This is a genomic window from Flavobacterium sp. R1_16 (assembly GCF_057652095.1).
Window position 1 is genome coordinate 76,886 of sequence record NZ_JBYFCG010000006.1, and the last position, 24,213, is coordinate 101,098.

Annotated in this window: 24 protein-coding genes and 1 riboswitch; of the genes, 12 read left to right on the forward strand and 12 right to left on the reverse strand. The window is 34.5% G+C overall.

Going from position 1 to position 24,213, the window contains the following annotated elements; all coding sequences use genetic code 11:
• Positions 1–9 precede the first annotated feature (9 nt).
• Positions 10–453, forward strand: a complete 444-nt coding sequence (locus AC23L6_RS10795; protein ID WP_487562418.1) for a sterol desaturase family protein — start codon at positions 10–12, stop codon at positions 451–453.
• A gap of 136 nt (positions 454–589) precedes the next feature.
• Here the strand turns inward: AC23L6_RS10795 and AC23L6_RS10800 are convergent, their stop codons facing one another.
• From AC23L6_RS10800 to AC23L6_RS10815, 4 genes are read right to left on the reverse strand one after another with little or no spacing between them, the layout of a single operon-like run.
• Positions 590–1,123, reverse strand: a complete 534-nt coding sequence (locus tag AC23L6_RS10800) for a DUF4252 domain-containing protein (RefSeq protein ID WP_487562417.1) — start codon at positions 1,121–1,123, stop codon at positions 590–592.
• Between the two features lies 1 nt (position 1,124).
• Positions 1,125–1,652, reverse strand: a complete 528-nt coding sequence (locus tag AC23L6_RS10805; protein ID WP_487562416.1) for a DUF4252 domain-containing protein — start codon at positions 1,650–1,652, stop codon at positions 1,125–1,127.
• Between the two features lie 13 nt (positions 1,653–1,665).
• Positions 1,666–2,109: a hypothetical protein gene (locus AC23L6_RS10810; protein WP_487562415.1), complete on the reverse strand. Its 444-nt coding sequence runs from the start codon at positions 2,107–2,109 to the stop codon at positions 1,666–1,668.
• Entirely contained in the window at positions 2,096–2,605 is a 510-nt protein-coding gene (locus AC23L6_RS10815; protein ID WP_487562414.1) for an RNA polymerase sigma factor, read from the reverse strand. Before AC23L6_RS10815 ends, AC23L6_RS10810 begins: the two co-directional genes overlap by 14 nt.
• 121 nt (positions 2,606–2,726) lie before the next feature.
• On the opposite strand from AC23L6_RS10815, the gene AC23L6_RS10820 reads away from it, so the two are divergent.
• A complete protein-coding gene (locus AC23L6_RS10820; RefSeq protein WP_487562413.1) occupies positions 2,727–4,208 on the forward strand; it encodes a S41 family peptidase in 1,482 nt (493 codons plus the stop codon).
• Between the two features lie 46 nt (positions 4,209–4,254).
• Here the strand turns inward: AC23L6_RS10820 and AC23L6_RS10825 are convergent, their stop codons facing one another.
• The gene (locus AC23L6_RS10825) at positions 4,255–6,189 is read right to left on the reverse strand and encodes a TonB-dependent receptor plug domain-containing protein (RefSeq protein ID WP_487562412.1); all 1,935 of its coding nucleotides are present in this window, start codon (positions 6,187–6,189) and stop codon (positions 4,255–4,257) included.
• An 82-nt stretch (positions 6,190–6,271) separates the two neighbouring features.
• A riboswitch (cobalamin riboswitch) is annotated at positions 6,272–6,537 on the reverse strand.
• Between the two features lie 80 nt (positions 6,538–6,617).
• Between AC23L6_RS10825 and AC23L6_RS10830 the strand changes: the two genes are divergently transcribed.
• From AC23L6_RS10830 to AC23L6_RS10840, 3 genes are read left to right on the forward strand one after another with little or no spacing between them, the layout of a single operon-like run.
• On the forward strand, positions 6,618–7,763 hold the full coding sequence (locus tag AC23L6_RS10830; RefSeq protein ID WP_487562410.1) for an ABC transporter substrate-binding protein: 1,146 nt from the start codon (positions 6,618–6,620) through the stop codon (positions 7,761–7,763).
• 1 nt (position 7,764) lies between these two features.
• A complete protein-coding gene (locus AC23L6_RS10835) occupies positions 7,765–8,793 on the forward strand; it encodes an iron chelate uptake ABC transporter family permease subunit (protein WP_487562408.1) in 1,029 nt (342 codons plus the stop codon).
• Positions 8,794–8,809: 16 nt separating this feature from the next.
• Positions 8,810–9,592 carry an ABC transporter ATP-binding protein gene (locus AC23L6_RS10840; RefSeq protein WP_487562407.1) on the forward strand — a complete coding sequence of 261 codons (783 nt, stop codon included), beginning with the start codon at positions 8,810–8,812 and terminating at the stop codon, positions 9,590–9,592.
• A 6-nt stretch (positions 9,593–9,598) separates the two neighbouring features.
• Here the strand turns inward: AC23L6_RS10840 and AC23L6_RS10845 are convergent, their stop codons facing one another.
• Both AC23L6_RS10845 and AC23L6_RS10850 read right to left on the reverse strand, forming a co-directional pair.
• The gene (locus AC23L6_RS10845; protein ID WP_487562406.1) at positions 9,599–10,060 is read right to left on the reverse strand and encodes a tRNA (cytidine(34)-2'-O)-methyltransferase; all 462 of its coding nucleotides are present in this window, start codon (positions 10,058–10,060) and stop codon (positions 9,599–9,601) included.
• Between the two features lie 20 nt (positions 10,061–10,080).
• A complete protein-coding gene (locus tag AC23L6_RS10850) occupies positions 10,081–10,650 on the reverse strand; it encodes a pseudouridine synthase (RefSeq protein ID WP_487562404.1) in 570 nt (189 codons plus the stop codon).
• Between the two features lie 103 nt (positions 10,651–10,753).
• Here AC23L6_RS10850 and AC23L6_RS10855 point away from each other — a divergent pair, with 103 nt between their 5' ends.
• From AC23L6_RS10855 to AC23L6_RS10870, 4 genes are all read left to right on the forward strand, one after another.
• Positions 10,754–12,124, forward strand: a complete 1,371-nt coding sequence (locus tag AC23L6_RS10855) for a DNA recombination protein RmuC (protein WP_487562402.1) — start codon at positions 10,754–10,756, stop codon at positions 12,122–12,124.
• Positions 12,125–12,129: 5 nt separating this feature from the next.
• Positions 12,130–12,495 (forward strand): 6-phosphogluconate dehydrogenase, encoded by a 366-nt coding sequence (locus tag AC23L6_RS10860; RefSeq protein ID WP_487562400.1) that lies wholly within the window; start codon positions 12,130–12,132, stop codon positions 12,493–12,495.
• Positions 12,495–13,040, forward strand: a complete 546-nt coding sequence (locus AC23L6_RS10865) for an acyl-CoA thioesterase (protein ID WP_487562399.1) — start codon at positions 12,495–12,497, stop codon at positions 13,038–13,040. Before AC23L6_RS10860 ends, AC23L6_RS10865 begins: the two co-directional genes overlap by 1 nt.
• Before the next feature lie 190 nt (positions 13,041–13,230).
• Positions 13,231–13,707, forward strand: a complete 477-nt coding sequence (locus AC23L6_RS10870) for a YceI family protein (protein ID WP_487562397.1) — start codon at positions 13,231–13,233, stop codon at positions 13,705–13,707.
• Here AC23L6_RS10870 and AC23L6_RS10875 read toward each other — a convergent pair.
• Complete coding sequence (locus tag AC23L6_RS10875; RefSeq protein ID WP_487562396.1) at positions 13,700–14,671, reverse strand: ion channel; 972 nt, start codon at positions 14,669–14,671, stop codon at positions 13,700–13,702. The genes AC23L6_RS10870 and AC23L6_RS10875 overlap by 8 nt on opposite strands.
• A gap of 6 nt (positions 14,672–14,677) precedes the next feature.
• Positions 14,678–16,744, reverse strand: coding sequence for a CotH kinase family protein (locus AC23L6_RS10880; protein WP_487562394.1), 2,067 nt, complete (start codon positions 16,742–16,744; stop codon positions 14,678–14,680).
• Between the two features lie 175 nt (positions 16,745–16,919).
• On the opposite strand from AC23L6_RS10880, the gene AC23L6_RS10885 reads away from it, so the two are divergent.
• Both AC23L6_RS10885 and AC23L6_RS10890 read left to right on the forward strand, forming a co-directional pair.
• Complete coding sequence (locus tag AC23L6_RS10885) at positions 16,920–17,882, forward strand: YeiH family protein (protein WP_487562393.1); 963 nt, start codon at positions 16,920–16,922, stop codon at positions 17,880–17,882.
• Between the two features lie 223 nt (positions 17,883–18,105).
• Positions 18,106–19,230 carry an endonuclease gene (locus tag AC23L6_RS10890; RefSeq protein ID WP_487562392.1) on the forward strand — a complete coding sequence of 375 codons (1,125 nt, stop codon included), beginning with the start codon at positions 18,106–18,108 and terminating at the stop codon, positions 19,228–19,230.
• A gap of 97 nt (positions 19,231–19,327) precedes the next feature.
• On the opposite strand, the gene carB is transcribed toward AC23L6_RS10890, so the two are convergent.
• A complete protein-coding gene (gene carB / locus AC23L6_RS10895; protein ID WP_487562391.1) occupies positions 19,328–22,180 on the reverse strand; it encodes a carbamoyl-phosphate synthase large subunit in 2,853 nt (950 codons plus the stop codon).
• A 167-nt stretch (positions 22,181–22,347) separates the two neighbouring features.
• Positions 22,348–22,509: a 50S ribosomal protein L34 gene (rpmH, locus tag AC23L6_RS10900; protein WP_008464848.1), complete on the reverse strand. Its 162-nt coding sequence runs from the start codon at positions 22,507–22,509 to the stop codon at positions 22,348–22,350.
• A 166-nt stretch (positions 22,510–22,675) separates the two neighbouring features.
• On the opposite strand from rpmH, the gene AC23L6_RS10905 reads away from it, so the two are divergent.
• On the forward strand, positions 22,676–23,191 hold the full coding sequence (locus tag AC23L6_RS10905; RefSeq protein WP_487562389.1) for a DUF2892 domain-containing protein: 516 nt from the start codon (positions 22,676–22,678) through the stop codon (positions 23,189–23,191).
• 93 nt (positions 23,192–23,284) lie between these two features.
• Here the strand turns inward: AC23L6_RS10905 and AC23L6_RS10910 are convergent, their stop codons facing one another.
• Positions 23,285–24,178 carry a lytic transglycosylase domain-containing protein gene (locus tag AC23L6_RS10910; RefSeq protein ID WP_487562388.1) on the reverse strand — a complete coding sequence of 298 codons (894 nt, stop codon included), beginning with the start codon at positions 24,176–24,178 and terminating at the stop codon, positions 23,285–23,287.
• Between the last annotated feature and the right edge of the window lie 35 nt (positions 24,179–24,213).

The following is a 24,213-nucleotide window of genomic DNA, read 5'->3' on the forward strand; positions in this document are numbered from 1 at the left end:
CTAAAGAATATGTGGTTGCATATCATTGTTTTTATTGTCACTTTCTTTTTTATGGAATTCATGGCTTGGTTCAGCCATAAATACATCATGCACGGTTTTTTATGGTATTTGCATGCAGATCATCACAAGAAAGACCATGACTCTTGGTTTGAACGAAATGATGCTTTTTTTATTTTTTATGCTGTAGTAAGTATTGGATGTTTTCTGTTGTGGCAGAATAATATTTTAGAAATTGGATTAGCGCTGGGATTAGGAATTTTTGCCTATGGACTGGCTTATTTTATGGTTCACGATATTTTTATCCACCAACGTTTTAAGTTATTTAGAAATGCAAATAACGTATACGCTAGAGCAGTACGAAGAGCGCACAAAATGCATCACAAACACGTTGGTAAAGAAGACGGAGAATGTTTTGGGATGCTCTTTGTTCCCTTTAAATATTTTAAGAAGTAATTTTAGCAAAACGGTTCTCGATACATCCTGATGAAAAATCGGGACACTCCAACTGACGGTTGTCAAAATTACTTCATAAAAAAAGCGTCCTAATTGTTAAATTGGGACGCTTTTTTATTTAATTAACCTTATATCTCTATTGTTTCAGTATTTCTTGTAAAGGCTTTAACTGCTCCAGGTCGATGTTAGATTTCTGTAAAATTCCCACCATATTCATGATATTTGTCGGATTCATATCCTTTCCTAAAACGCGAACTACCGCAAAACCGTTTTCTTTTCTGTTGGCAAAAAAAACAAATTCATCAATATGTTCATCTGAACCAATATAACTCACTGAAGCACCTTCTTTACCCGAACCGAACTTTATCAACTGTTGGTACTTTTGGTCTTGTAAAATCGTATTCACTTTTGCACGCTCGATTTCAAATTGAGACTTGTTCGTATCGTTCAATTTGAAGGCTAGAATATTCATTTTGTCAAAAGACTGTAAGGCTTGTTGCTGTTCTACTGACAATTTGGTTTTATCGATATTTAAAATACTCGAAGAAACGTCCAACGCTATGAAGTTCTTATCCTCCATGTGTTCTACAAAATATTTTTGCAAACTAGGCTCTGAATTACAGCTTATAATAAGCAAACTCAACACTAGAAAACCATATACTCGTTTCATCTTATTTTTTGCCTTTGGTTGCCTTCTTCAAATCGTCTCCACCAGGAATTCTCATTTTATCGGTAAGCACTGAAATCTCATTCAAATCGAAATCTCCTGTCAAAGACATTAAAACGGTGTCACCGTTCTTGTCTCCTTCAATAAACATGAGCAATTCTCTCACTTGAGAGTCGCTTGCTCCCGATTTTACTAGAATTTTTATGTTTCTTCCATTTTCATTTACACGCATTAATTCCTCTAAACCTGCCGTTTTACTGTATTTTTCAGTGGTAGCCTTCATTTCGTTTTCTACTCTGGTACTCTTAGTCGTGAACACTTTTAGGTTATCTAATTTTTTTATCAAATTAAGATATTGCTGTGCTTGCTTGTCCGTAGCGTCCATTTTTACCTTGCTCATCAACTCAAACATCTTTTTGTTGACAATAATTGAGGTTACATCATCCTGACCATCAAATTTATCGAAAGCGGACTGTCCAAAAAAAGTATTAGATACTAATACAACTACCCATGTTATGATTATTTTTTTCATTTTGATTGATTTATTATGGTTTAAAAATTAAATTTTTTGAATTTTGATATTCCTCAATATAGTGAACACTTTCTATACCCGTATTGACGTGATTTGATAATAAAGCTAGTGCTTTTTGTGTTTCTCTAAAAGCGATTTCAGGATCGTCATAGGTTCCTAAATCCTTATTTTGATGTGACTCGTTTAAAAACAGATACGACCCAACCCCAAGTACAAGTACAACTGAGGCTGCAATTGATATCCATCTAAACTTAGGATTTTTATGTTGCTTTGGAAATTCTTTTAGGTATTCTTGTTTTTTAGCCTGAGAAAAATAATTGAATAACGGTTTGTACTGCTCTAAATGTGGTGCAACATTAGATGATGAAAAATAATATTGCAACTCTTTTTCTTCGGCACTAGTGGTTTCTCCTTCTAAATATAGCTCTAAAAGTTGTTCTATTTTATTTGATTCCATAACTGTGTGTTTTTACCATTTGTTCTCGTATCGTTTTTCTTGCTCTTGAGAGTGCTACTCGTATCGCTGTTTCATTTATTTCTAATATTTGAGCCATTTCATCAAATTCATATTGCTCTATGTCTCGCATTTGAATAATTAATCGTTGTTGTTCTGGCAATTGATTCATTATTTTCTCTACCCAATTTAAACTGTCTGTATGCTCTACTTTTTTATCTAGACCCGCTTCTCTGTCTGTAAAATTGGTATGCGCTATTTTCAGATTTCCTGCTCGCTTTGATTTTAATTGGTCCAAACAATAATTTTTAGTTATTGTCATTGCCAATGCTTCAATGCTAGTGTAATGGTCTAAATTTTCTTTTTTATTCCACAATTTAACCAAAACTTCTTGTGTGGCATCTTCTGCCTCTTCAGTGCTGATGAGCAATCGTTTTGATAGACGAAAGACTTTATCCTTAAAAGGAGAAATTAACAACACAAAATCATTTTGATTCATAAAAGCAGTTATTAAATTGAGCTTTACGTCTAGACGAGTCAGATTTATATTTGTTACAAAGAATAAAAAATAAAACTAAAGTTAGTATTTTTACGTTAATTATCTATCGAAAAAAAAGTATATGAAAGCTCCTTGTCGATTACTACTCTCATTGTTACTTCTTGTTTTTGGTTTTCAAAGTTGTGAAGATTATGATGATACTGCGGTACCAAGTAACTTAGAAGTCAATGATTTTATTTGGAAAGGACTAAATCTTTATTATTTATGGCAAGGAGATGTTCCAAACTTGTCTGATAAACGATTTGATACTCAAAAAGACTTAAACTCCTTTCTATATGGTTATCCAAGTCCAGAAAAACTATTTCAGGATTTATTAAACAAACCCGTAAGTAAATTTCCAAATGAAGAAGAAGCCATAGACCGTTTTAGTTTTATGTATTCTGATTACACCCAATTAGAAGGGGTTCTTTCTGGAACCACAAAAAACAATGGTGTAGAGTACAAATTGTATTATAAAAATAAGACAGATAATGACGTTATTGGGGTTGTAAAGTATATTTTGCCCAATTCAGATGCTTCAGAAAAAGATATTCAGCGTGGTGCTATTTTTTATGCTATTGATGGTGTCAAATTGTATAGAGATAGGTCAACCGGAAACAACAATTTGAATTCACTATTAAACAGTTCCGATTCGTACACTCTAAATTTTGCCGATTATGACAACGGTAACTTTACTCCCAACGGTCGTTCAGTCAATTTAACGAAAACAGTAGTCTCAGAAAATCCCGTTTATATTAGTAAAGTCATTGAAAGCGGTAGTCATAAAATTGGTTATTTGATGTACAATGGTTTTTATACCTCATACGAAACGCAACTCAATAATGCCTTTAGAGCTTTGAAAGCTGAGGGAATAACTGATTTTGTATTGGATTTGCGCTATAATTCAGGCGGTTCAATTGCAACAGCTACACGTTTAGCAAGCATGATTACGGGTCAATTTACAGGTCAGGTATTTGCAAAACAACAATGGAATAATAAAGTTGAATCCTATTATGCATCCAATAATCCGTCTAGTTTATTGAATCTTTACACTGATAAAATTAATACCAATGCCAGCATTAATAGTTTGAATCTCTCTAAAATTTATATTCTCACTTCAAAAAGTACAGCTTCGGCTAGTGAGTTAGTTATCAATGGGCTCAAGCCTTACATTAGTGTAGTACAAATTGGAGAGACTACCATAGGGAAAAATGTTGGTTCCATTACCTTATATGATTCTCCAAACTTCACAAAGAAAAATGTGAATCCTAATCATCGGTATGCTATGCAACCTTTGGTATTAAAAATTGTCAATAAAACTGGTTTTGGAGACTACATTAATGGTTTGGTTCCTGATTTTAAACTTGAAGAAGATATTTCTAATTTTGGAATATTAGGAGATTCTAATGAACCATTGCTCAATATGGCGATTAACAAAATAACCGGTGGCGGTAGAAGACTACCTAGAACACCAACAATTATACTAGAAAATGTCGCAGAAGTGAACTATATTAATAACCTAAAGAAGGAAATGTATATTGACAAATTTCCTGACGGTTTATAAAATTTAAAAATGAAAGCCACACCCTAAAGTGTGGCTTTCATTTTTTTTAAAGATTAATATTCAATCCCAATTTGAAATTTCGTCCTCGAGTGTTGTAACCAATATTTTCAACAAAATTTTCATTGAAAATATTAGTAGCTGAGGCAAAAATGGTTAATCGGTTTTTTATCAATTCATATTTAGAATTTAGGTGGAATAATTGATATGAATCTAAAACACTAACCACCGGTGGATAGCCAACAAAACTGTCTCTTTTCTCTAAATACTGGTAATTCAATCCTATATATAGAGCTTTTAAAAACTGAAAATCGATTCCTAAATTAACCTTATGTTTAGGATTATTTAAATTAGCCTTGATATCAGGAAAAGTATTATTCACCATTTTATCTTCGGTTTGAGTGAAGGTATAATTTGAATTGATTTTGACCTTATCATTAATGGTATAAAATATACTTGTTTCAATTCCTTTGGCATTATATTTCCCATCAGCATTAAAATAAGAAGCCTCAAAAGTTATCGGATTTGAATAATATTCGATGGCATTATTTTCTTCTCTATAAAAAGCTACTATATTAAAATCTATCTTGTTTTTAAGTAATTTCATTTCAAATCCAGCTTCGAAGGTTGAATTTTCTTCAGCTTTTAATTCTAAATTTCCTGCATAGCCATCGTACAACTGGTACAAACTAGGGGTAATAAAAGCAGTACTGTATGAAGACAAAATCTTCAATGGAATACTTTTAAAATTGTATGATGGATTTAAACTATAAACCAAATTACTCCCATAAGTGCTATGAATATCTAATCGAGTTCCTGCATTTATATTGAGTCCAAAATCGGAATTATAAATAGCATTTAGATAGGTATCTATTGTATTCATCTTTGCTAATGAACTACTTATCGCACCATATAGTGACTCTGTATTGGCATCGAAAAACTGAAATTGACTTCCCAACACAAAAAATAATTTTGAAGAAATAGTATACCTGTTAAAAGCATCAATATTTGTGTTTCTGTACTTATATTTCGTTAAACTTGAATAATTGAAATAATCTCTTTGTATCAGACTACCAGAAGATGTAATAACAAATTCACCATTTTGATATTTATAATTAGAATTAACTCCAGCTCTATATTGCTTTGTTAAACCATAATTCTCAAGATTATCTGAATTAGAACCCGAATCGAAATCATTTTTCATTCTGTCAAAACTTGTAAAAGCCCCAAATGATAATTTAGTATTTACTTCATACCCAAACTTTGCCAGTGCATTGACTCTAGAAAATTTATCTTCTTCAAAATTGTCTCCTTTTGCTTCAGAAATACCTTTTGTTTCTGTACTGTTTAATGAAGTATAATAACTAAACCGTTTTTGTTTGCCTTTGACATCAAAACCTTGATTAAAATCTTGCGGATTGTATTTTACTCTATCGGCAGTGGTTTGAGTTCCTAAACTCATATAAGCATTTCCTATCAAAGCATCTTTTACTGCCTTTTTTAGTGTAATATTTATTACCCCTGTGGCCGCTCCAGTTCCGTATAAAGTACTTGAAGCTCCTTTCATAATCTCAATACTCTCTACTTGCTCAACAGGAATTAAACGTAAATCATAATCCAAATTAATCCCTGATGCATCAGTTACTGGAACACCGTCAATCATAATTAATGCCTGACGATTTCTTCCTCCTCGAATATAATAACCGAGATTTTTACCTGCACTACTTTGATTTCCGTTGATTTCAAGTCCAACTACAGAACTTAAAATTGTGGCAATAGACTGACCTGATCTTTTGGTTAAATCCTCTGCTGTGATTTTTGTGATTATTTTTCCAGACTTTTCTTTTGGCAATGCAAATTTGGAGTCCAAAACTACTACCTCATCCAATTCATTTTTGGACAATTCGGTTTCCTTTTGTTGTGCCAAAGCACAGGTTGTCATAAGCACGCATAACGCACTAATACGAACGATTTTTTTGTTCATCTTAATAAAACATTTTTACTACTAAAAATGGGAGAAAAGCATGAAATTTACCCATACCCAAACCTTTTTTCCCGAAAGTTTGTTACTCAGTTGAAAAAAGGCAGGTCTCCTGGCTTGCGTCTTGTTGTTGACCTTCCCATTCAAAGTTAGAGGTTAGAGGTTTGAATTCGGAAATTTTAAAACTTCTTCGTTCTAATTTCTAACTTCCCACTTTCAAACAGTGGTTTTGTAGATAACAAAAAGCTTTGTAGCTTACAGTTGCGGGTACAGCTTAGGTTTTAAACCTAATTCCCTTTTAATGTGATTTTCAAATTCAAGAAAAACACAACCTTAATTCAAGTGCAAATATAGGTTTATCCTTTGAATAAAAAATAATATTTGATTTTTAAATAGGATTACACATACCTTTGCGTTTTGAAACCAATCCAATGAAACGTTATTTTATTACATTTTCACTTTTGCTGTTTGTGTTTTCATTTTTTGGTTGCAAAAAAAATAATGAAAATCTTTCCTCAGGAAAAAGGGTAACTACTAAAAATGTAATTCACTTTGCCAAAGGATTTTCAATACACAAGTATCAAGGTTATTCTGTTGTAAAAGTCTATAATCCCTGGCCCAAAGCCAATAAAGAGTACACCTATATTCTGAAAGAAAAAAACGGAAGTATTCCTGATAGTTTGAAGCAATTTACCATAATTCAAGTTCCTTTACAATCTATCGTGGTAACGTCGACCACGCATATTCCTTCTCTAGAAATGTTGGGCGTAGAAAATTCACTAATTGGTTTTCCTAACTTGAACTATATCTCTTCCGAAAAAGTAAGAAACAGAATTGGACAAGGAAAAATCAAAGAACTCGGAAATAACCAATCGTTAAATACTGAAATTTTAATTGATCTTCAACCCGATATCATTGTAGGATATGGTTTAGATAATAACAATCCAACATTAGACAATCTTGAAAAAAGCGGTTTGAAAGTAGTACTAAATGGAGATTGGAATGAACCCACTCCTTTGGGCAAAGCAGAATGGATTAAATTATTTGGAGCTCTCTACGACAAGCAACAAGAAGCCGATGCTATCTTTTCTAAAATCGAAAAAGAATATCTAAAAACGGTAGAAATTGCTAAAATGGCTACATCAAAGCCAACTATTTTAGCAGGAGATATTTTTGAAGGAAAATGGTATTTACCAAGTGGAACAAGCTGGGGTAGCTTACTTTTAAAAGAAGCACAATCAAACTATTTATGGAAAGAAACTACTGGAACTGGGAGTTTATCCCTGTCATTTGAAACCGTTTTTGAAAAGGCCAAAGAGGCTGATTTTTGGATTACTTCAGGTCAATTTTCTACTTTACAATCGATGGTTGACTCCAATCCGCATTACAATCAATTTAAGGCATTTCAAAATAAAAAAGTATATTCGTTTAGTGGGAAAAAAGGAAAAACGGGTGGCATTTTGTACTATGAACTAGGTCCCAATCGACCTGATATTGTTTTAAAAGATTTGGTTAAAATTTTGCATCCTGAATTATTAATAGGCTACGAGCCCTTCTTTTTTAAAAAATTAAACTGATTTGAACTCCAAAAACAGAAATACATTTCTATTCTCTGCCTTGCTATTGCTATTGCTATTGACATTGGTATTGAATATTTCTCTCGGGCAAGTGCGCATTCCTTTGAAAGAAGTTTTTAAAAGTCTTACAGGAGAAACAGCAAGCAAAGATACCTGGGAATATATCATTGTCAATTTTAGATTACCTAAAGCCATTACTGCCATTTTGGTTGGAATTGGTTTATCTGTAAGCGGCTTGTTAATGCAAACTTTATTCAGAAATCCGTTAGCGGGACCTTATGTTTTAGGATTAAGCTCGGGTTCTAGTATGGGTGTTGCCCTTATTATTTTGGGAGCAGCATTTTTACCTTCATTTTTCGCAACACTTTTACTTTCAACCTATGGAATTATTTTGGCTTCATGCTTGGGAAGTTTTTTGGTTTTGCTTTTGGTTTTAATAGTTTCTAGCCGATTAAGAGATACCGCAACTATATTAATTGTTGGTTTAATGTTTAGTAGTTTTACAAGTGCTGTTGTTTCGGTTTTAACCTACTTCAGCTCTGCAGAACAGTTGCAGAAATTCACTTTTTGGAGTATGGGAAATTTAGGGAATTTATCTTGGCAAAATATTCTCATATTGTCAATAGTAATAACCATCGGATTGGTATTAAGTTTACTTTCAATAAAACCACTAGATGCATTGTTACTGGGTGAAAACTATGCCCGAAGTATGGGATTAAACATCAGAAAATCAAGATACAGTATCATTATTGCGACTAGTTTATTAGCAGGAAGTATTACCGCTTTTGCAGGACCTATCGCCTTTATTGGTTTAGCAGTGCCGCATTTAGCCAAATTGCTATTTCAAACTAGCAATCACAAAATTTTATTTGGAAGTACCATTTTAATTGGAGCCATCTTGATGCTTTTTTGCGATATGGTTTCTCAAATGCCGGGCATGGAATTTACTTTGCCGATTAATGCTATTACGTCCATAATTGGAGCACCGATTGTGATTTGGTTATTGGTGCGAAAAAGAAGTTTGATTTAATTATTAAGAGAATAGTATGAATACAACGAATATACTTTCTACTTCAAATCTCAGCATTGGATACCCTTCCAAAAGTGGAACTATAGCTATAGCTGAAAACGTTAGCCTTTCTTTACAAAAAGCAAAATTGATTACACTCGTTGGAGCTAATGGTATTGGAAAATCGACTTTATTGCGCACCCTTTGTGGAATACAAAAACCGCTGAAAGGTCAGGTTTTTTTGAATGAAAAAGAAATCAACACCTACACCCCTTCTGAATTAGCCCAAGAATTAAGCCTCGTTCTAACAGAAAAATTACCGCCAAGCAATCTTACTGTTTTTGAACTCATAGCACTAGGACGGCAACCCTACACCAACTGGATTGGGAAACAAAATGAAAAAGACTTATCTAAAATTGACGAAGCAATAGAACTGACACAAACCGTGCATTTAGCCCAAAAAAAGCATTATGAAATAAGCGACGGACAATTGCAAAAAGTATTAATTGCAAGAGCTTTAGCACAAGATACGCCTTTAATTATTTTGGATGAGCCCACAACTCATTTGGATTTATTGCACAAAGTCGCTGTATTTAAACTTTTGAAAAAACTGGCTCACGAAACGGGGAAATGTATTTTATTTTCTACCCACGATATTGACATGGCAATACAACTGAGTGACGAAATGATTATTATGACTGCAGAACATGTCTTGCAAGACCAGCCTTGTAATTTTATTGCTAAAGGAAGCTTTACTACTTTATTTAAGGACGACCATATCACTTTTGATGGTGAAAAAGGAAAGTTTGTGATTTCGTAAAAACTGCTAACTGCGACTGCTAACTGCCAACTGTCTCCTAGCTTCTCCAACTACAAAAGCCACTGAATTGGCGATATTAAAACTTCGAATCAAATTGGACATCGGTATTTTTAAATGATGCTCAAATTGCGCTAAAACTTCTTGGCTCAAACCTACACTTTCCTTTCCAAAAACCAACCAATCACCGTCTTGATACTCGACATCATAAATCGATTGTGTAGCATGAGAACTCATTAGGAAAACTCTTGAAGTATCCTGAATTTGAGCAGTCCATTCGGCTACATTTTGATATTCAGTCACATCGAGATGTACCCAATAATCCAAACCAGAACGCTTCAGATTTTTATCATTAATAACAAAACCAAACGGATGTATTAAATGCAAACGACTTTCAGTTCCTACACACAATCGACCAATATTACCAGTATTATTGGGAATTTCAGGTTCTACTAAAACGACATTTAACATATTTATTTGGGGTTTAATTCTTATTCTATACCAAAATTTTCGACTTCGATAACTTTACCTGCTTGCAACTGATTCAAATGTACATTGCCAACTCGGATACGAACCAATCGCAAAGTAGGAAAACCAACTGCCGATGTCATTTTTCTAACTTGACGAAATTTGCCTTCATTGACTGTAATCGAAATCCATGAAGTAGGACCATGTCGTTCGTCTCTAATTTTTTTTCCTCTTTCGCCAAAGTTAGGAATTTCATTTACAATAAAAGCTGTACAGGGTTTTGTAACATATTTGGTGCCTTTGAAACCTATTTCTACTCCGTTTTTCAACTGATCAACAGCCTCTTGTGTAATGAGTCCGTCAACCTGAACATAATATTCTTTGTCCACCTTTTTACTACATATCCTTTCGCTCACTTTACCATCAGTTGTCAATAACAATAACCCTTCCGAATCCTCGTCTAGCCTACCAATTGCCATGGTTCCTTTTGGGAAATCATACAATTCTCCCAAGAGTTTCTTTTTCCGTTTTAATTCGTAAATAAACTGGCTCAAATAACCGTAAGGCTTGTGAAGAATAAAATGACGATGCATATTCCGTTTAAAATTTGCACAAAAATACATCTTTAAATTATCCTATTTTAAATTCTTGAATTGATATTATTCCTTACTTTTACTTTTTAAACAAATCTAGTTTATGGCAAATATGTTTCCCCTTTTATTGCTTTTTAGTATAGCCCTCGGAATTGGTGTTTTTATTGGAAAACTGATTTTTTCTGCTCGATTTCAAGCGGAGAAAATTAGCTTAGAAGAAAAATTAGTAGCACTTAATTCCCAATTCGATACTACCAAAGAGCAATTTCAAAATGATAAAGCTTCTTTTGAAAAACAATTGGAACTCGAAAAATCTGAGAAAGAGGTGATTCGAAACGAAAAAGACAGTCTCGCCATTCAACTTTCGAAAAAAGAAGTCGATTTTGAAAATCTTTGGGAACGCAACAAAGAAAAAAAAGAAGAAGTCGAAAAATTACAAGAAAAATTTACTAAAGAATTTGAAAATTTAGCCAATAAAATCCTCGAAGAAAAATCGAATAAATTCACCGAACAGAATAAGGAAAACCTAAAAAACATCTTAACTCCGCTACAAGATAAAATTCAGTTATTTGAGAAAAAAGTTGAAGATACTCATAAAGAAAGCATCGACTATCATGCGGCTTTGCGTCAGCAAATTCTAGGCTTGAAAGAAATGAATGAGCAAATGAGTAAGGAGACTATCAATCTTACTAAGGCACTCAAAGGTGACAGCAAGATGCAAGGAAATTGGGGAGAATTGGTTTTGGAACGCGTTTTAGAAAAATCAGGATTGGAAAAAGGACGAGAATATGAAGTGCAACAATCGCATACTAATACTGATGGACAAAGAGTATTTCCTGATGTGGTAATTAATTTGCCCGATGGCAAAAAGATGATTGTCGACTCCAAAGTTTCCTTGACCGCTTATGAAAAATATGTAAATGAAGAAGACGATACTACAAAAAATAGCTATTTAAAAGAACATGTCAAATCCATAAAACATCATGTAGAAGAATTGGGTGAAAAAAATTACCAAGATTTATATCAAATCGAAAGTCCTGATTTTGTATTGCTTTTTATTCCTATCGAACCCGCATTTGCCACCGCTCTAAACGAGGATGCAAGTTTGTACAACAAGGCCTTTGAAAAGAATATTGTTATCGTAACACCTTCTACGCTATTGGCTACTTTACGAACTATTGACAGTATGTGGACCAACCAAAAACAACAGGAAAACGCTTATGAAATTGCTCGACAAGCAGGTGCTTTATATGATAAGTTTGAGGGTTTTGTTGCTGATTTAATTAAAATTGGTAAAAAAATAGACGAAAGTAAATTAGAATACAGCGGAGCCATGAACAAGTTGGTCGAAGGCAAAGGAAACCTCATCACAAGTGTCGAAAAATTGAAAAAAATGGGAGCCAAAGCTAAAAAATCATTACCTGAAAATATCCTGAAACGCTCTGAAACAGAAGAACATGAACTTTTAAATTAAGAAAAATGAGAAAAATTCTTATTTATTTTTTACTGACCACCATTCTAGGAATTAGTGTCTATTTCACATTTGTTTATTATGCCTCATACAGTGAAGGTGTTCGCGCAGGAGAATTAATAAAATTGAGCCACAAAGGAATTCTCTTTAAAACTTGGGAAGGAGAAATAAGTCGTGGAATTACAGGCTCGCACATCTTTACTTTTTCCGTATTGGATAGCGATGAAAAAGTCATTCACGATTTAAACGAGTTACAAGGACAATATGTAAAAGTTACTTATAAAGAACGATACAAAACCTTTCCATGGTGGGGAGAAAGCCACTATTTTGTGGTAAAAGTAGAAAAAGAAAAATCACCTTTTAATTTTAAATAATGAGTTTGGATTTCAAAACTGTAAACGAATCAAAAATTACGATTTCGCAACTGATGTTGCCCTCCCACTCCAACTTTAACGGCAAAATTCACGGTGGTTATATTTTATCACTAATGGATCAAATAGCATTTGCCTGCGCTTCAAAATATTCTGGTTCCTATTGTGTTACTGCCTCTGTAGATACGGTAGACTTCTTGAATCCTATTGAAATTGGGGAATTGGTTACCTTGAAAGCCTCTGTAAATTATGTAGGAAAAACATCTATGGTGGTTGGCATTCGCGTAGATTCTGAAAACATTCAAAATGGTAAAGTAAAGCATTGCAATTCGTCCTACTTCACAATGGTTGCTAAGGATAAATTTGGAAATTCAGTAGCTGTTCCTGGTTTAATTATCTCTGGAGAAGATGAAACCCGACGATTTTATAAAAGCTTAAAAAGAATTGCGGTGAGAAAAGAAAGAGATAAACACGAGGAAACCCTAGATTATTCTTCTGTTGAACTACTGGAAGAAATTAAAAAATACAACGTCAAAATCACTTTTTAACGGTCATTCAACTAAAAAATTATTTCTTTATCGATATTCTTAATCGTAATGAATATCCGTGTTGTTTTTTGACTAACTTTAATGTAAATCTAAGGCAAATTGTAATGTAAATCTAAGGCAAATTGTGATGAAAAGGTATGTTCTATTTGGTCTTTTGCTTATGACAACATTTGTGTTGGCTCAGAACAAAATGAATACTCGAAAGGGCAAAATTGTTTTCGAGGCATCGGTTCCGTCATTTGAAGAAATTCGAGCCACAAACGAAAATGTTTCCTGCGTAGTACTCACTCAAACTGGGGTGATAAATTGTGTCGCCCTCATAAAAAATTTTCAATTCAAACTTCCGCTAATGGAAGAGCATTTCAATACCAATTACATAGAAAGCAATGACTATCCAAAAGCAAACTTTAGAGGATACATTCAAGGATTCAACATCAATATTATAGGAAGTGCTCCAAAAAAATTTGAACTCAATGGCGAATTAACAATTCGTGGAAAAACCAAGGCAATTCATACGGAGGCTTTTTTAAGAAAAATTGAAGACCGTCTAGAAATCATCGCTGAGTTTACTATCAACACAGACGATTTTGATATTACAATTCCTGAAATTATTACTTCAAAAATATCCAAAACAGTAACAATTAAAACAGAGTTTTTGGTTAAATAGATTGATCTAAATCTACCAATTGAAATGAATTTAATTTATCTAAATGCAAAATTGTTTTAGTCTTATCTTCATTTTCAGAATACATTAAATCAAATTTAGCTCCATAAATAAGTTCCTTAAAAGTATAGGATGTAGAGGTCGCAACTATGGTACTAAACATATCATCAAACGTTTTGACAAACACTAAAATTTCACCTTCAGTATTCTCAAAATCCTCTTTTGTAAAATTAAACAACGGACTTTTTTCTGTAATAGGATGAACCAATGTCCAGCTTAGAGAAAGTAAATTTATTTTATGAAACTCTAAATCCAAGTTGTAAAATTTATTGACTTCTTTTCCATTCTCTTCAATACTCATTCCTAGGGTAATTTTAGCCTCGGCATCTGTAAAATTAGTGTTCTTATAGGGTGTCATTCTCAACATTAGAGCAGTACCTTCCTTGTAAGGTGCAATAAGAGCATTGTGAGAAAATTTTAAAAAAGCTGTGGGCTTACTGAATCTTCCAAAAAACAACCCTGTTGCAATAGCAAAACTCAGCAAACCAATCAAAGCTTCGGCAGCCGACAGAGCACTAGTTAAAAAACCGTTAGGACTGATATGTCCGTATCCTACCGTTGTGAAGGTTTGAGCGCTGAAAAAATAAGCTTTTCCAAACTTCGCCCATTCAGAGCCATTTTGGTCAATTCCGTTAAGGTATTCAATTCCTATTCCGTAATAAATAGTGGCAAAAACAAAATTAATGACAATATAAAACAGTAGCAAAACAACCATGAATTTCCATCGAGGCAAACCAATCATGGTATGATACCAACTAATTCTATTGATTAATCCTATTCCTCGTTTTTCAATATTTGCTGTGCCGTCTTTATTGATAAAACGTCCACCATAATTACTGGCACTGGTTCCGAAACCAGTGTTAATCTCTGCTTTGGCTTTAGCATTTATTTTTTTTAGCAAGGACATAATAGATTATTGCTTTATAAACTTTTTGGTTGTAGCGCCCAAAGCATCATCAACTGAAATCATATAAACTCCACTAGTATACGATTCTATGTCAACGGTAACTTTATTCGATTTTGGCTGAGACTTATAAATCACAGCTCCCAAAACATTCAAAATTTTAATCGATTTAATCATGGTATCGGAGTCAATAGTTATACTATTGCTCGCTGGATTTGGATAAATAGACAATCTTGTAGCATTAGAAAAAGAAGTAGTTGACAAGGACTCACCTGATGAAGCAATCCAACTTGAAGCTACGTTATTATCTAATGCCGTACTGATTAACTGCAAATAATTGCCGCTTCCATCAGCATCTGGCCATGGTGATTTATCAAAATATTCCACAGTATCAATAACATTTCCAAAACCATCAGCCAAAACTAATTTCTCTGAACTATTAGATAAATTTCGTGTGAACTGCCCGAAAGGTGCAAACCCATACTTGGAGGTAAAAACGGTTGAATTACTCGCCAAATAGATACTTTTGTTAGCCATCAAAGTAGAATTTGCAGGAAAATTGTAGGTGACACCTAGCTCTCTAAAATAGATTCCTGTTAAATTTACAGTAGTGGTTCCAGTATTTTTAATTTCAATAAATTCTAAATCATTACTTTCAGGAAAATTAGATGAAGTCGCTGGATTGTAATTAATTTTTGTAATAACAAGTGAAGGAACAGCAACCGAATTACAAGCTGAAAATGAACCTAAATTACTCGTTATCCATGAAATTCTGGTAGATAAAAATGATTTCAATTTGGTTAATTCCATCGAAAATTCTGATAGTGTGCCCCATTTTTGATTCTCTCTGTTGGCAGCTTCACTGATTGTATTCACAGTTTGGTCTATAAATGTAGCTATTCTGGAGTAATTCAAAGGTTGTCCATTTTGTATAAGTGCATTCCATCTTTTAGACATATAACATTTGTACGTTGTATTATTGAACAAATCTGTCCAAAATTTTGCTCCATCATTTTCTCCATCCGAAAACTGCCAGATATCTGGTTTACTTCTAACATTCCATCCTGGCAAGTCATTATTATAGGTTAAATTAAAATCCCAAATTGGGCCTGCTCTTAATTTCCCATTCCTATCTTTGTGAAAAAAAGTGCTAAACTGATATCCATCTGCGTTTGAAGCCAACTCATTTGAAATCATAAAATCAATAAAAGTTGGCACATCTATAACTGAAGGGAAACCATTAATATAGCTGATATTACCACTGTTTGCGGTTGTAGCCAAACTAAAAAACTGCCCCTTTATATACGTATTTTGCTGAGAAGTAACCTCCTCAGGTTTGGGCAAATCATGAATAAATTCTGGTGACCAAGCATAAGAAGGCATTGTCCAAGCCACGGGATCTCCACCAGTAGTTTTATCTGCCTTGGTGATATAACCACCCGTAACATTAGGAAGAGTGTTGTCGGAGGTTTCCATTTTGACGATATCGACCCTGTTAGAATCTGCCTTTATCTTTTCTTGCAACAAATACAATCCTCTATACTCGTTGTTTACTACAACTTCACAGAAAACCGTTCTAGGTGCATAATTACCCATTTGTCTCGATAAATTATAGGATAAATAATCACGAAGAAGTGATGGGTCAAAAGCCAATGAATTCAGAATCCAATCATTCTCCTTGGGCATTCCCAGCAAGCTTACATTATTGTTACTCGCATTATCTGATTCTAAAGTAGTTAATCCATAAGGCTTCTTAGACAAACCTTGTGAAGAAGAGCCACGAATCTCGATACTAATTCTCCCATCATAATTTAGAAATTCTGCAGTAGTACGGTCATTGTAAAAATTCCTGCTTCCATCGGGTCGCTTAATAATTTTCATCGAAGCCAAAACTCGAGAATTATCTACTATTTCAAAAGGTTGATTCGTATTCGGATTTTTATCGGTAGAAATAATCACGATAGGTAAATTACTACTTGTGAGCGTTTGCGCCTCAATGGAAAAAACGGAAATCAAAAGTGCTACTAAAGCAATTTTAGAATTTATTATCCACTTACTAGCAGAGGCTCTACCCATTACAGATTTATTTTTTTCAAATATAAGTATAAGAGACTGATAAAAAAATGGCTTTTACTATAACTTTGTTATATTGTATCTTTGAGGCAAAATAATTTCTTCACAGTCAAGAAATAGCTCATCCGAATGTCAGAACTAGTATTGAAGAAAAATTACACGTACTAAAAAAACACCAATGCAAACACCCAAAAAGAAAAGTGTATTAGACCGCAGCATAACCACTCGTGAACTCATCTTCCTTTTGGCTTTTGTATTGTGTCTATCTCCTTTTATTACACCTCCTATTGGCTTGTTAATGGGGTTAGTCATTGCGCAATTCATTGGGCATCCTTATTTGCATCTCAACCACAAAGCCACGCATCTTTTACTTCAAATTTCTGTTGTTGGATTAGGATTTGGAATGAATGTTAGCAGTGCCATGAAAGCAGGGAAAGAAGGCGTTTTTTTCACCATTGCCTCCATCATAGGCACACTCATCATAGGATATTTCATGGGCAAGTTGATAAAAATTGATAAACGCACCTCCTACCTCATCTCAATAGGAACAGCCATTTGTGGAGGAAGTGCCATTGCTGCTATTTCTCCCGTAATCAAGGCTGAAGAAAAACAAATTTCGGTAGCACTTGGCACCATTTTTATACTCAATTCCATAGCACTTTTTCTTTTTCCGATTATTGGTCATGCTTTGAAGTTGTCACAAACTCAATTTGGACTCTGGTCGGCTATAGCCATTCATGATACTAGTTCAGTTGTTGGGGCTGCCAATAAATTTGGCACACAAGCTTTGGAGGTTGCTACAACTGTCAAACTTGCAAGAGCTCTTTGGATTATCCCAGTAGCATTATTCTCAACTGTACTTTTTAAGAACAAAAGCAGTAAAATCAAAATTCCCTATTTTATTGGACTTTTCATAATAGCTATGATAGCCAATACCTACAGCCCTTTGGTACAACAGTACAGTCATTACCTTACAGCAATGGCAAAATCTGGTTTAACCCTAACTCTTTTTCTCATTGGTTGCGGTTTATCACAAAAAGTATTACGCTCTGTGGGTTACAAACCTCTTTTGCAAGGCATTGCGCTATGGGTGATTATTTCACTCGCTTCGCTGTGGGCTGTGACTACATTTTCGACCTAGATTAAGATTCTATACAAGAAATCTAAAATCAATTACATGCATTTAATACGAAATCTTTAGAATTTAAAGGGAATCATTATCAAACTTAAAAGAAAATTACATAATAATTGGCAATTATAAATTGTTTGAATACTTTTGGTCTATTAAGACAAATACCTCAATCCGTTAACTATGTCTTTTTAGAAATTGTATCATTCGTAGAGCGGAAAAAAAACACATTAAAATGAAGAAAATTAGTATTGCATTATTGTTATCCGTTTATTTTACAGGATTCACACAAAACGGAGCACCCGCAACATATTATAATGGCTTTAATTGGACATTAAATGGAAATGCTCTAAAAACTGCTTTAGCCACAAAAATTACAACCACACACACCAAATTATTAGAATATTTTCAAACCGAAAATGCCATTCAAGTTGTTGATAGAGACCCTACCGATGCAATCAATGTTTTCTTGATTTATGGATTTAGCAGTGGCATTTGCACATACACCAGCGAGACAGATTATGGTGTTTTCCCAAATTGGAGCGAACACAGAAAGAGACACAGAGAAGCAGACCAACCTGCCTCTCCACCACTAACAGAATGTGTTTGGAACAGAGAACACATATACGCTTTAAGTTTAGGTACACCCGATTTAGTAACCACAACACCGGGTCCTGGTACTGATGCCCATCATGTAAGAGCCGCCGATGTAGACCGAAACGCAATGCGTGGCAGTAGAAAATATGCATCTGGTTCAGGCAACTCTGCCACTGTTGGTGCAAATTGGTATCCCGGCGATGAATGGAAAGGAGATATAGCTAGAATGATAATGTACATGTATCTACGCTACCCTACACAGTGTTTACCTATAAACGTTGGAACAGGTCCAGTAGTGGCTACCGATACCAATATGATACAGTTATTCTTGCAATGGAATGCAGACGATCCTGTTTCGCAGTATGAAGACAACAGAAATACCTATTTAGGCAATGCCTCCAACTTTTACGGACAAGGCAACAGAAACCCATTTATTGACAACCCTTATTTAGCCACACGCATTTGGGGTGGACCTGCAGCACAAAATAGATGGCCTGCGGTCTTAGGCAACAAGGGTTTTGAATATGAAAGTTCCATCTCTATTTTCCCAAATCCTACCATTGACAATGTTGTAACAATTAATTCAAGCATACCTTGGAATGAAATCGTTATTACCAATCTCAACGGGCAAGTAACCAACAGAATTCACAAACCCCAGTTTATAAATGACCAATTGCAAGTTAATGGTTTGAGTAAAGGATTTTATTTTATTACCCTAAACAATGATAAGGCAACAGTTACTAAAAAGCTAATTGTAAACTAAAAATCAACTGACTAATCCCTAAAGAGAATTTGTAATCTGACGCCACAAACAAAAAGTCCCGATACCTCGGGACTTTTTATATAACATAATGCCAATATTATTTACTCAAATACATTTTACGTCTCGAATACAACTCATAAAACTGGTCGTCTTTTAAATCATCAATAAACAAAATACTTTCGCCCGTCGATTTCATTTCAGGCCCAAGAGCCTTGTTCACATTATGAAATTTACTAAAAGAAAAAACAGGTTGTTTGATGGCAAACCCTTTCAATTGGGGATTAAACTTAAAATCGGTAACCTTATTATGACCTAACATCACTTTTGTTGCATAATTTACATACGGCTCTCCATAAGCTTTCGCAATGAAGGGTACCGTTCTTGAAGCTCTTGGATTAGCTTCAATAATGTACACAATATCGTCTTTTATTGCAAACTGAATGTTGATTAAACCAACCGTTCTCAATGCCAAAGCAATTTTCTTAGTATGGTCTTTAATTTGTTGCATTACAAAAGGCCCCAAATTAAATGGTGGTAAGGTCGCATTACTATCCCCAGAATGAATTCCGCATGGTTCAATGTGTTCCATGATACCTATGATGTAGACATTTTCGCCATCGCAAATCGCATCGGCTTCTGCCTCAATAGCACCATCCAAATAATGGTCTAAAAGCAACTTATTACCAGGAATCGATTTTAGCAAGCTAATAACATGCTCCTCTAATTCTTGTTTGTTAATTACAATTTTCATTCCTTGTCCTCCCAATACATACGAAGGGCGAATCAACAAAGGGAAATCTAAAGTATCTGCCAAGATGGACGCCTCATCAGCTGTTTCGGCAATTCCAAATTTTGGAAAAGGAATTTTCAGTTCAGTCAACAACTCTGAGAATCGGCCTCTATCTTCTGCCAAATCCAAAGCTTCAAAACTAGTTCCTATGATTTTTATGCCATATTTAGACAATTTTTCTGCAATTTTCAATGCCGTTTGACCACCTAGTTGTACAATAACTCCTATTGGTTTTTCGTGGCGAATAATATCATAAATATGTTCCCAGAAAACAGGTTCAAAATACAATTTGTCGGCTGTATCAAAATCAGTGGAAACAGTTTCAGGATTACAGTTAATCATAATGGTTTCGTAACCACACTCTTTGGCAGCTAATACCCCATGAACACAAGAATAATCGAACTCAATTCCCTGCCCTATACGGTTGGGTCCTGAGCCTAAAACAATTACTTTTTCTTTGTTGGTCACAACACTTTCATTATGTACATAACGCTCTCCCGTTGCGGTTTCAATTTCAGCTTCAAAAGTAGAATAGTAATAAGGTGTTAGCGCCTTAAATTCTGCCGCACAGGTATCTACTAATTTATATACTCTATTGATGTTTTTGTCTTCACGAAGCTTGTGTACCTGACTTTCAAGACAATTCATCATATGAGCTATTTGTCTGTCGGCAAAACCTTTCTGCTTGGCTTCTAATAACAAATCTTTAGGCAAAGTCTCCACTGTATAATTGGAAATTTCACGTTCTAAAGTATACAATTCTTCATATTGTTTCAAGAACCACATGTCGATTTTAGTAATTTCGTGAATGCTGCTTAAGGGAATTCCCATTGCAATTGCATCATAAATCACAAAAACACGATCCCAACTGGCATGAGTGAGTTTGTCAATAATCTGTTCGTAATTTCTGTAACCCTTACCGTCTGCCCCTAGCCCATTTCGTTTGATTTCTAGCGATTGAGTGGCTTTGTGTAAGGCTTCTTGAAACGAGCGTCCAATTCCCATTACTTCGCCTACCGATTTCATTTGAAGTCCTAATGTTCTGTCGGCTCCTTCAAACTTATCGAAGTTCCAACGTGGTATTTTTACAATCACATAATCTAAAGTCGGTTCGAATAGTGCCGAAGTTGATTTGGTAATTTGATTCTGTAACTCATCTAGATTATACCCTAATGCCAATTTTGAAGCAATCTTTGCAATAGGATAACCAGTAGCTTTTGAAGCTAGTGCCGAAGAACGAGACACACGAGGATTGATTTCTATCGCAACGATATCTTCTTTTTCATCAGGCGAAACGGCAAACTGTACGTTACATCCACCAGCAAAATTCCCAATAGAACGCATCATCAAGATAGCCATATCACGCATTTTTTGGAATGTAGTATCGGATAAAGTCATTGCTGGAGCCACTGTTATAGAATCACCAGTATGTATTCCCATTGGGTCCATATTTTCGATAGAGCAGATAATGACCACATTGTCATTTTTATCTCTCAACAATTCTAATTCGTACTCTTTCCAACCCAATAGTGCTTTATCAATTAGCACCTCATGAATAGGCGAAGCCTCTAAACCTCTGGTGAGTAAATCGTCGAAATCTTCTTTTTTGTGTACAAAAGCAGCACCTGTACCGCCGAGAGTAAACGAAGGACGAATAACTAAGGGAAAACCAAACTCTTGGGCAATCTCCTTTCCTTTTAAAAATGAAGTAGCCGTTTTAGCGGGAGCTGTAGGCACCTGAATTTTTTCAAGTAGTTGTTTGAATTGTTCTCTATCTTCGGTGATGTTTATTGCATTAATATCTACACCTATTAATTTCACTCCAAAATCAGCCCAAATTCCTTTTTCATCGGCTTCCAAACACAAGTTCAATGCGGTTTGCCCTCCCATTGTGGGTAAAACAGCATCAATTTGTGGATGCGCTTTTAGAATTTCAATAATCGATTTTGTAGTGAGCGGTTTTAAATAGACATGATCCGCCATAGATGGGTCGGTCATGATGGTTGCAGGATTAGAGTTGATTAAAATCACTTCAATTCCTTCCTCACGAATGGAGCGTGCAGCTTGTGAACCAGCATAATCAAATTCGCAAGCCTGTCCTATGACGATTGGCCCAGATCCTATTATTAAAACCGATTTAATGGAGTTGTCTTTTGGCATTGTAGTGTAGTTATTGTGTTGAGTAGTTGTTGTATTTTAGTTTGTGTGTTAGATTTAAAGTTAGTTCTGTAACATAACCTTATGAACCTAGATTTTTTTTAACAATCGAGAATAAAAAAAGGCGATACTAGTAAAAGTAACGCCTTTATGTATATACTAGATAGACATTATTTTTTGTGTCTAGGTTCGCTAGAAACAGTTAATTTATGTCTCCCTTTAGCTCTTCTACGAGCAAGCACTTTTCTTCCATTTGCAGAAGCCATTCTGTCCATAAATCCGTGCTTATTTCTTCTTTTTCTTTTCGATGGTTGAAACGTTCTTTTGCTCATTGCTTTGTATCTTTAAAATCTGTGTTTAATTCCCATAAATAGTTTCAGAGGATGAGTTTCTAAAACCGAGTGCAAATATACAAAGTCTTTTTTTTCTAGCAAGTAGTTTTATAAAAATATTTTAAATTCCTTTTACTATCTTTGCGCTCTCATTAAAACACATACTATGTTTCCTAAAATTATTAAACTACTATTGGCCGGACTTATTATAGTTACTGGCATTTGGCAGATAACAGAAAGCAATATTGGCAATGGAATTTTCCTAATTTTATTGTCTGCTATTCCTATTTTTCTGTACTATAAAAACGAATTTATACTATTAGCTTTCCTTAAACTAAGAAAACAAGATTTTGCTGGTGCTCAAAAATGGTTGGCTTACATCAAAAATCCAGAGAGTGCTTTGGTAAGAAAACAACAAGGTTACTTGAACTATTTACACGGAATCATGCTTTCACAAACTAATTTGATTCAGGCTGAAAAATATTTTAAGAAAGCTGTTGAATTGGGTTTATCAATGGACATGGACATGGCTGTTTGCAAACTGAATTTGGCTGGAGTTGCTTTAACAAGAAGACGAAAACTAGAGGCTACTAACCTGCTAAACGAAGCTAAAAAGCTTGACAAACAAGGTATGTTGAAGGAACAAATCGCAATGATGAAAGAGCAGATGAAGAAAATGTAGTATTCAGATACAGTTCCCATACAATTAAAAAAAGTGCTTTTTGTTTTGAGTTAAAGTCTTGAATAAATTATCTGAACCAACCTAGTTGCTACTTTAATATCCGCTTAACGGTATTTCAATTTGATATTTTTTTCTAGAAAGGTTTACTAACTTTTTATCTCTCAACCAAGGATTGTGAATTTTTAGAATCTTATAATTAATTCCTTGTGATTTTGCAAAAGAAGCTAAATCATTTATAGAACTATCAATTTCTATTTTTTTGCTAGGCAAATTAACGTACAATTCGTCTGTATTTACTGAAAATCCATATTTATCAGGGCTTTTCATGATTTCTTTTAACGCCAATATTCTGAAAACATAGCGTGAGGTTTCATCGTTGAGCAACAAATCATAATAATTAGTTACTTTTTGCATTTCAATTTGTTTGTTAACACCAGTCATTCCTCCATTGTAGGAAGCCGCGGCTAAAGTCCAAGAACCAAACTTAGCTTTGGCGTCTAATAAATACTTACAAGCAGCTTCGGTCGATTTTTCTAAATGGTAGCGCTCGTCAACTATCTCATTGACCTCCATACCATTTTCTTTGGCCGTTTGCGGCATAAATTGCCAAACACCTCTCGCCCCTGCAGGAGAAACTGCATTTACCAGTCCACTTTCTATTACGGCAAGATATTTAAAATCATCTGGAACGTTATATTTGGCTAAAATTGGCTCAATAATAGGAAAAGCACGATTGGCTCTTTTAATAATTAACAAAGTAGTAGCATCAAGATTGGCATTAATCAATAATTCTCTGTCTAGACGTTCTCTAACATCTGTGATTTGTAATGGGGCTTTCTCGCCAGCAAAATCAATACTCGTTGGAAAATATCGCGCAGTACCCTCTCGGGTGATTTTATTTTTTGACTCTGTTGAAGTAGCGTAAATTAGTAATCCGCTGACTAAAACTATCGAAACTATTAGTGCTGTTTTTTTTATCCAGTTCATTTTCTTTTTCTTTTTAGTTGTACTGTAAACCTACA

What these genes read in the sequence shown, in the direction of transcription:
- AC23L6_RS10795 (WP_487562418.1), top strand. Translation starts at nt 10, where the DNA reads ATGTGGTTGCATATCATTGTTTTTATTGTCACTTTCTTTTTTATGGAA.
- AC23L6_RS10800 (WP_487562417.1), bottom strand. Translation starts at nt 1,123, where the DNA reads ATGAAACGAGTATATGGTTTTCTAGTGTTGAGTTTGCTTATTATAAGC.
- AC23L6_RS10805 (WP_487562416.1), bottom strand. Translation starts at nt 1,652, where the DNA reads ATGAAAAAAATAATCATAACATGGGTAGTTGTATTAGTATCTAATACT.
- AC23L6_RS10810 (WP_487562415.1), bottom strand. Translation starts at nt 2,109, where the DNA reads ATGGAATCAAATAAAATAGAACAACTTTTAGAGCTATATTTAGAAGGA.
- AC23L6_RS10815 (WP_487562414.1), bottom strand. Translation starts at nt 2,605, where the DNA reads ATGAATCAAAATGATTTTGTGTTGTTAATTTCTCCTTTTAAGGATAAA.
- AC23L6_RS10820 (WP_487562413.1), top strand. Translation starts at nt 2,727, where the DNA reads ATGAAAGCTCCTTGTCGATTACTACTCTCATTGTTACTTCTTGTTTTT.
- AC23L6_RS10825 (WP_487562412.1), bottom strand. Translation starts at nt 6,189, where the DNA reads ATGAACAAAAAAATCGTTCGTATTAGTGCGTTATGCGTGCTTATGACA.
- AC23L6_RS10830 (WP_487562410.1), top strand. Translation starts at nt 6,618, where the DNA reads ATGAAACGTTATTTTATTACATTTTCACTTTTGCTGTTTGTGTTTTCA.
- AC23L6_RS10840 (WP_487562407.1), top strand. Translation starts at nt 8,810, where the DNA reads ATGAATACAACGAATATACTTTCTACTTCAAATCTCAGCATTGGATAC.
- AC23L6_RS10845 (WP_487562406.1), bottom strand. Translation starts at nt 10,060, where the DNA reads ATGTTAAATGTCGTTTTAGTAGAACCTGAAATTCCCAATAATACTGGT.
- AC23L6_RS10850 (WP_487562404.1), bottom strand. Translation starts at nt 10,650, where the DNA reads ATGCATCGTCATTTTATTCTTCACAAGCCTTACGGTTATTTGAGCCAG.
- AC23L6_RS10855 (WP_487562402.1), top strand. Translation starts at nt 10,754, where the DNA reads ATGGCAAATATGTTTCCCCTTTTATTGCTTTTTAGTATAGCCCTCGGA.
- AC23L6_RS10860 (WP_487562400.1), top strand. Translation starts at nt 12,130, where the DNA reads ATGAGAAAAATTCTTATTTATTTTTTACTGACCACCATTCTAGGAATT.
- AC23L6_RS10865 (WP_487562399.1), top strand. Translation starts at nt 12,495, where the DNA reads ATGAGTTTGGATTTCAAAACTGTAAACGAATCAAAAATTACGATTTCG.
- AC23L6_RS10870 (WP_487562397.1), top strand. Translation starts at nt 13,231, where the DNA reads ATGAATACTCGAAAGGGCAAAATTGTTTTCGAGGCATCGGTTCCGTCA.
- AC23L6_RS10875 (WP_487562396.1), bottom strand. Translation starts at nt 14,671, where the DNA reads ATGTCCTTGCTAAAAAAAATAAATGCTAAAGCCAAAGCAGAGATTAAC.
- AC23L6_RS10880 (WP_487562394.1), bottom strand. Translation starts at nt 16,744, where the DNA reads ATGGGTAGAGCCTCTGCTAGTAAGTGGATAATAAATTCTAAAATTGCT.
- AC23L6_RS10885 (WP_487562393.1), top strand. Translation starts at nt 16,920, where the DNA reads ATGCAAACACCCAAAAAGAAAAGTGTATTAGACCGCAGCATAACCACT.
- AC23L6_RS10890 (WP_487562392.1), top strand. Translation starts at nt 18,106, where the DNA reads ATGAAGAAAATTAGTATTGCATTATTGTTATCCGTTTATTTTACAGGA.
- carB (WP_487562391.1), bottom strand. Translation starts at nt 22,180, where the DNA reads ATGCCAAAAGACAACTCCATTAAATCGGTTTTAATAATAGGATCTGGG.
- rpmH (WP_008464848.1), bottom strand. Translation starts at nt 22,509, where the DNA reads ATGAGCAAAAGAACGTTTCAACCATCGAAAAGAAAAAGAAGAAATAAG.
- AC23L6_RS10905 (WP_487562389.1), top strand. Translation starts at nt 22,676, where the DNA reads ATGTTTCCTAAAATTATTAAACTACTATTGGCCGGACTTATTATAGTT.
- AC23L6_RS10910 (WP_487562388.1), bottom strand. Translation starts at nt 24,178, where the DNA reads ATGAACTGGATAAAAAAAACAGCACTAATAGTTTCGATAGTTTTAGTC.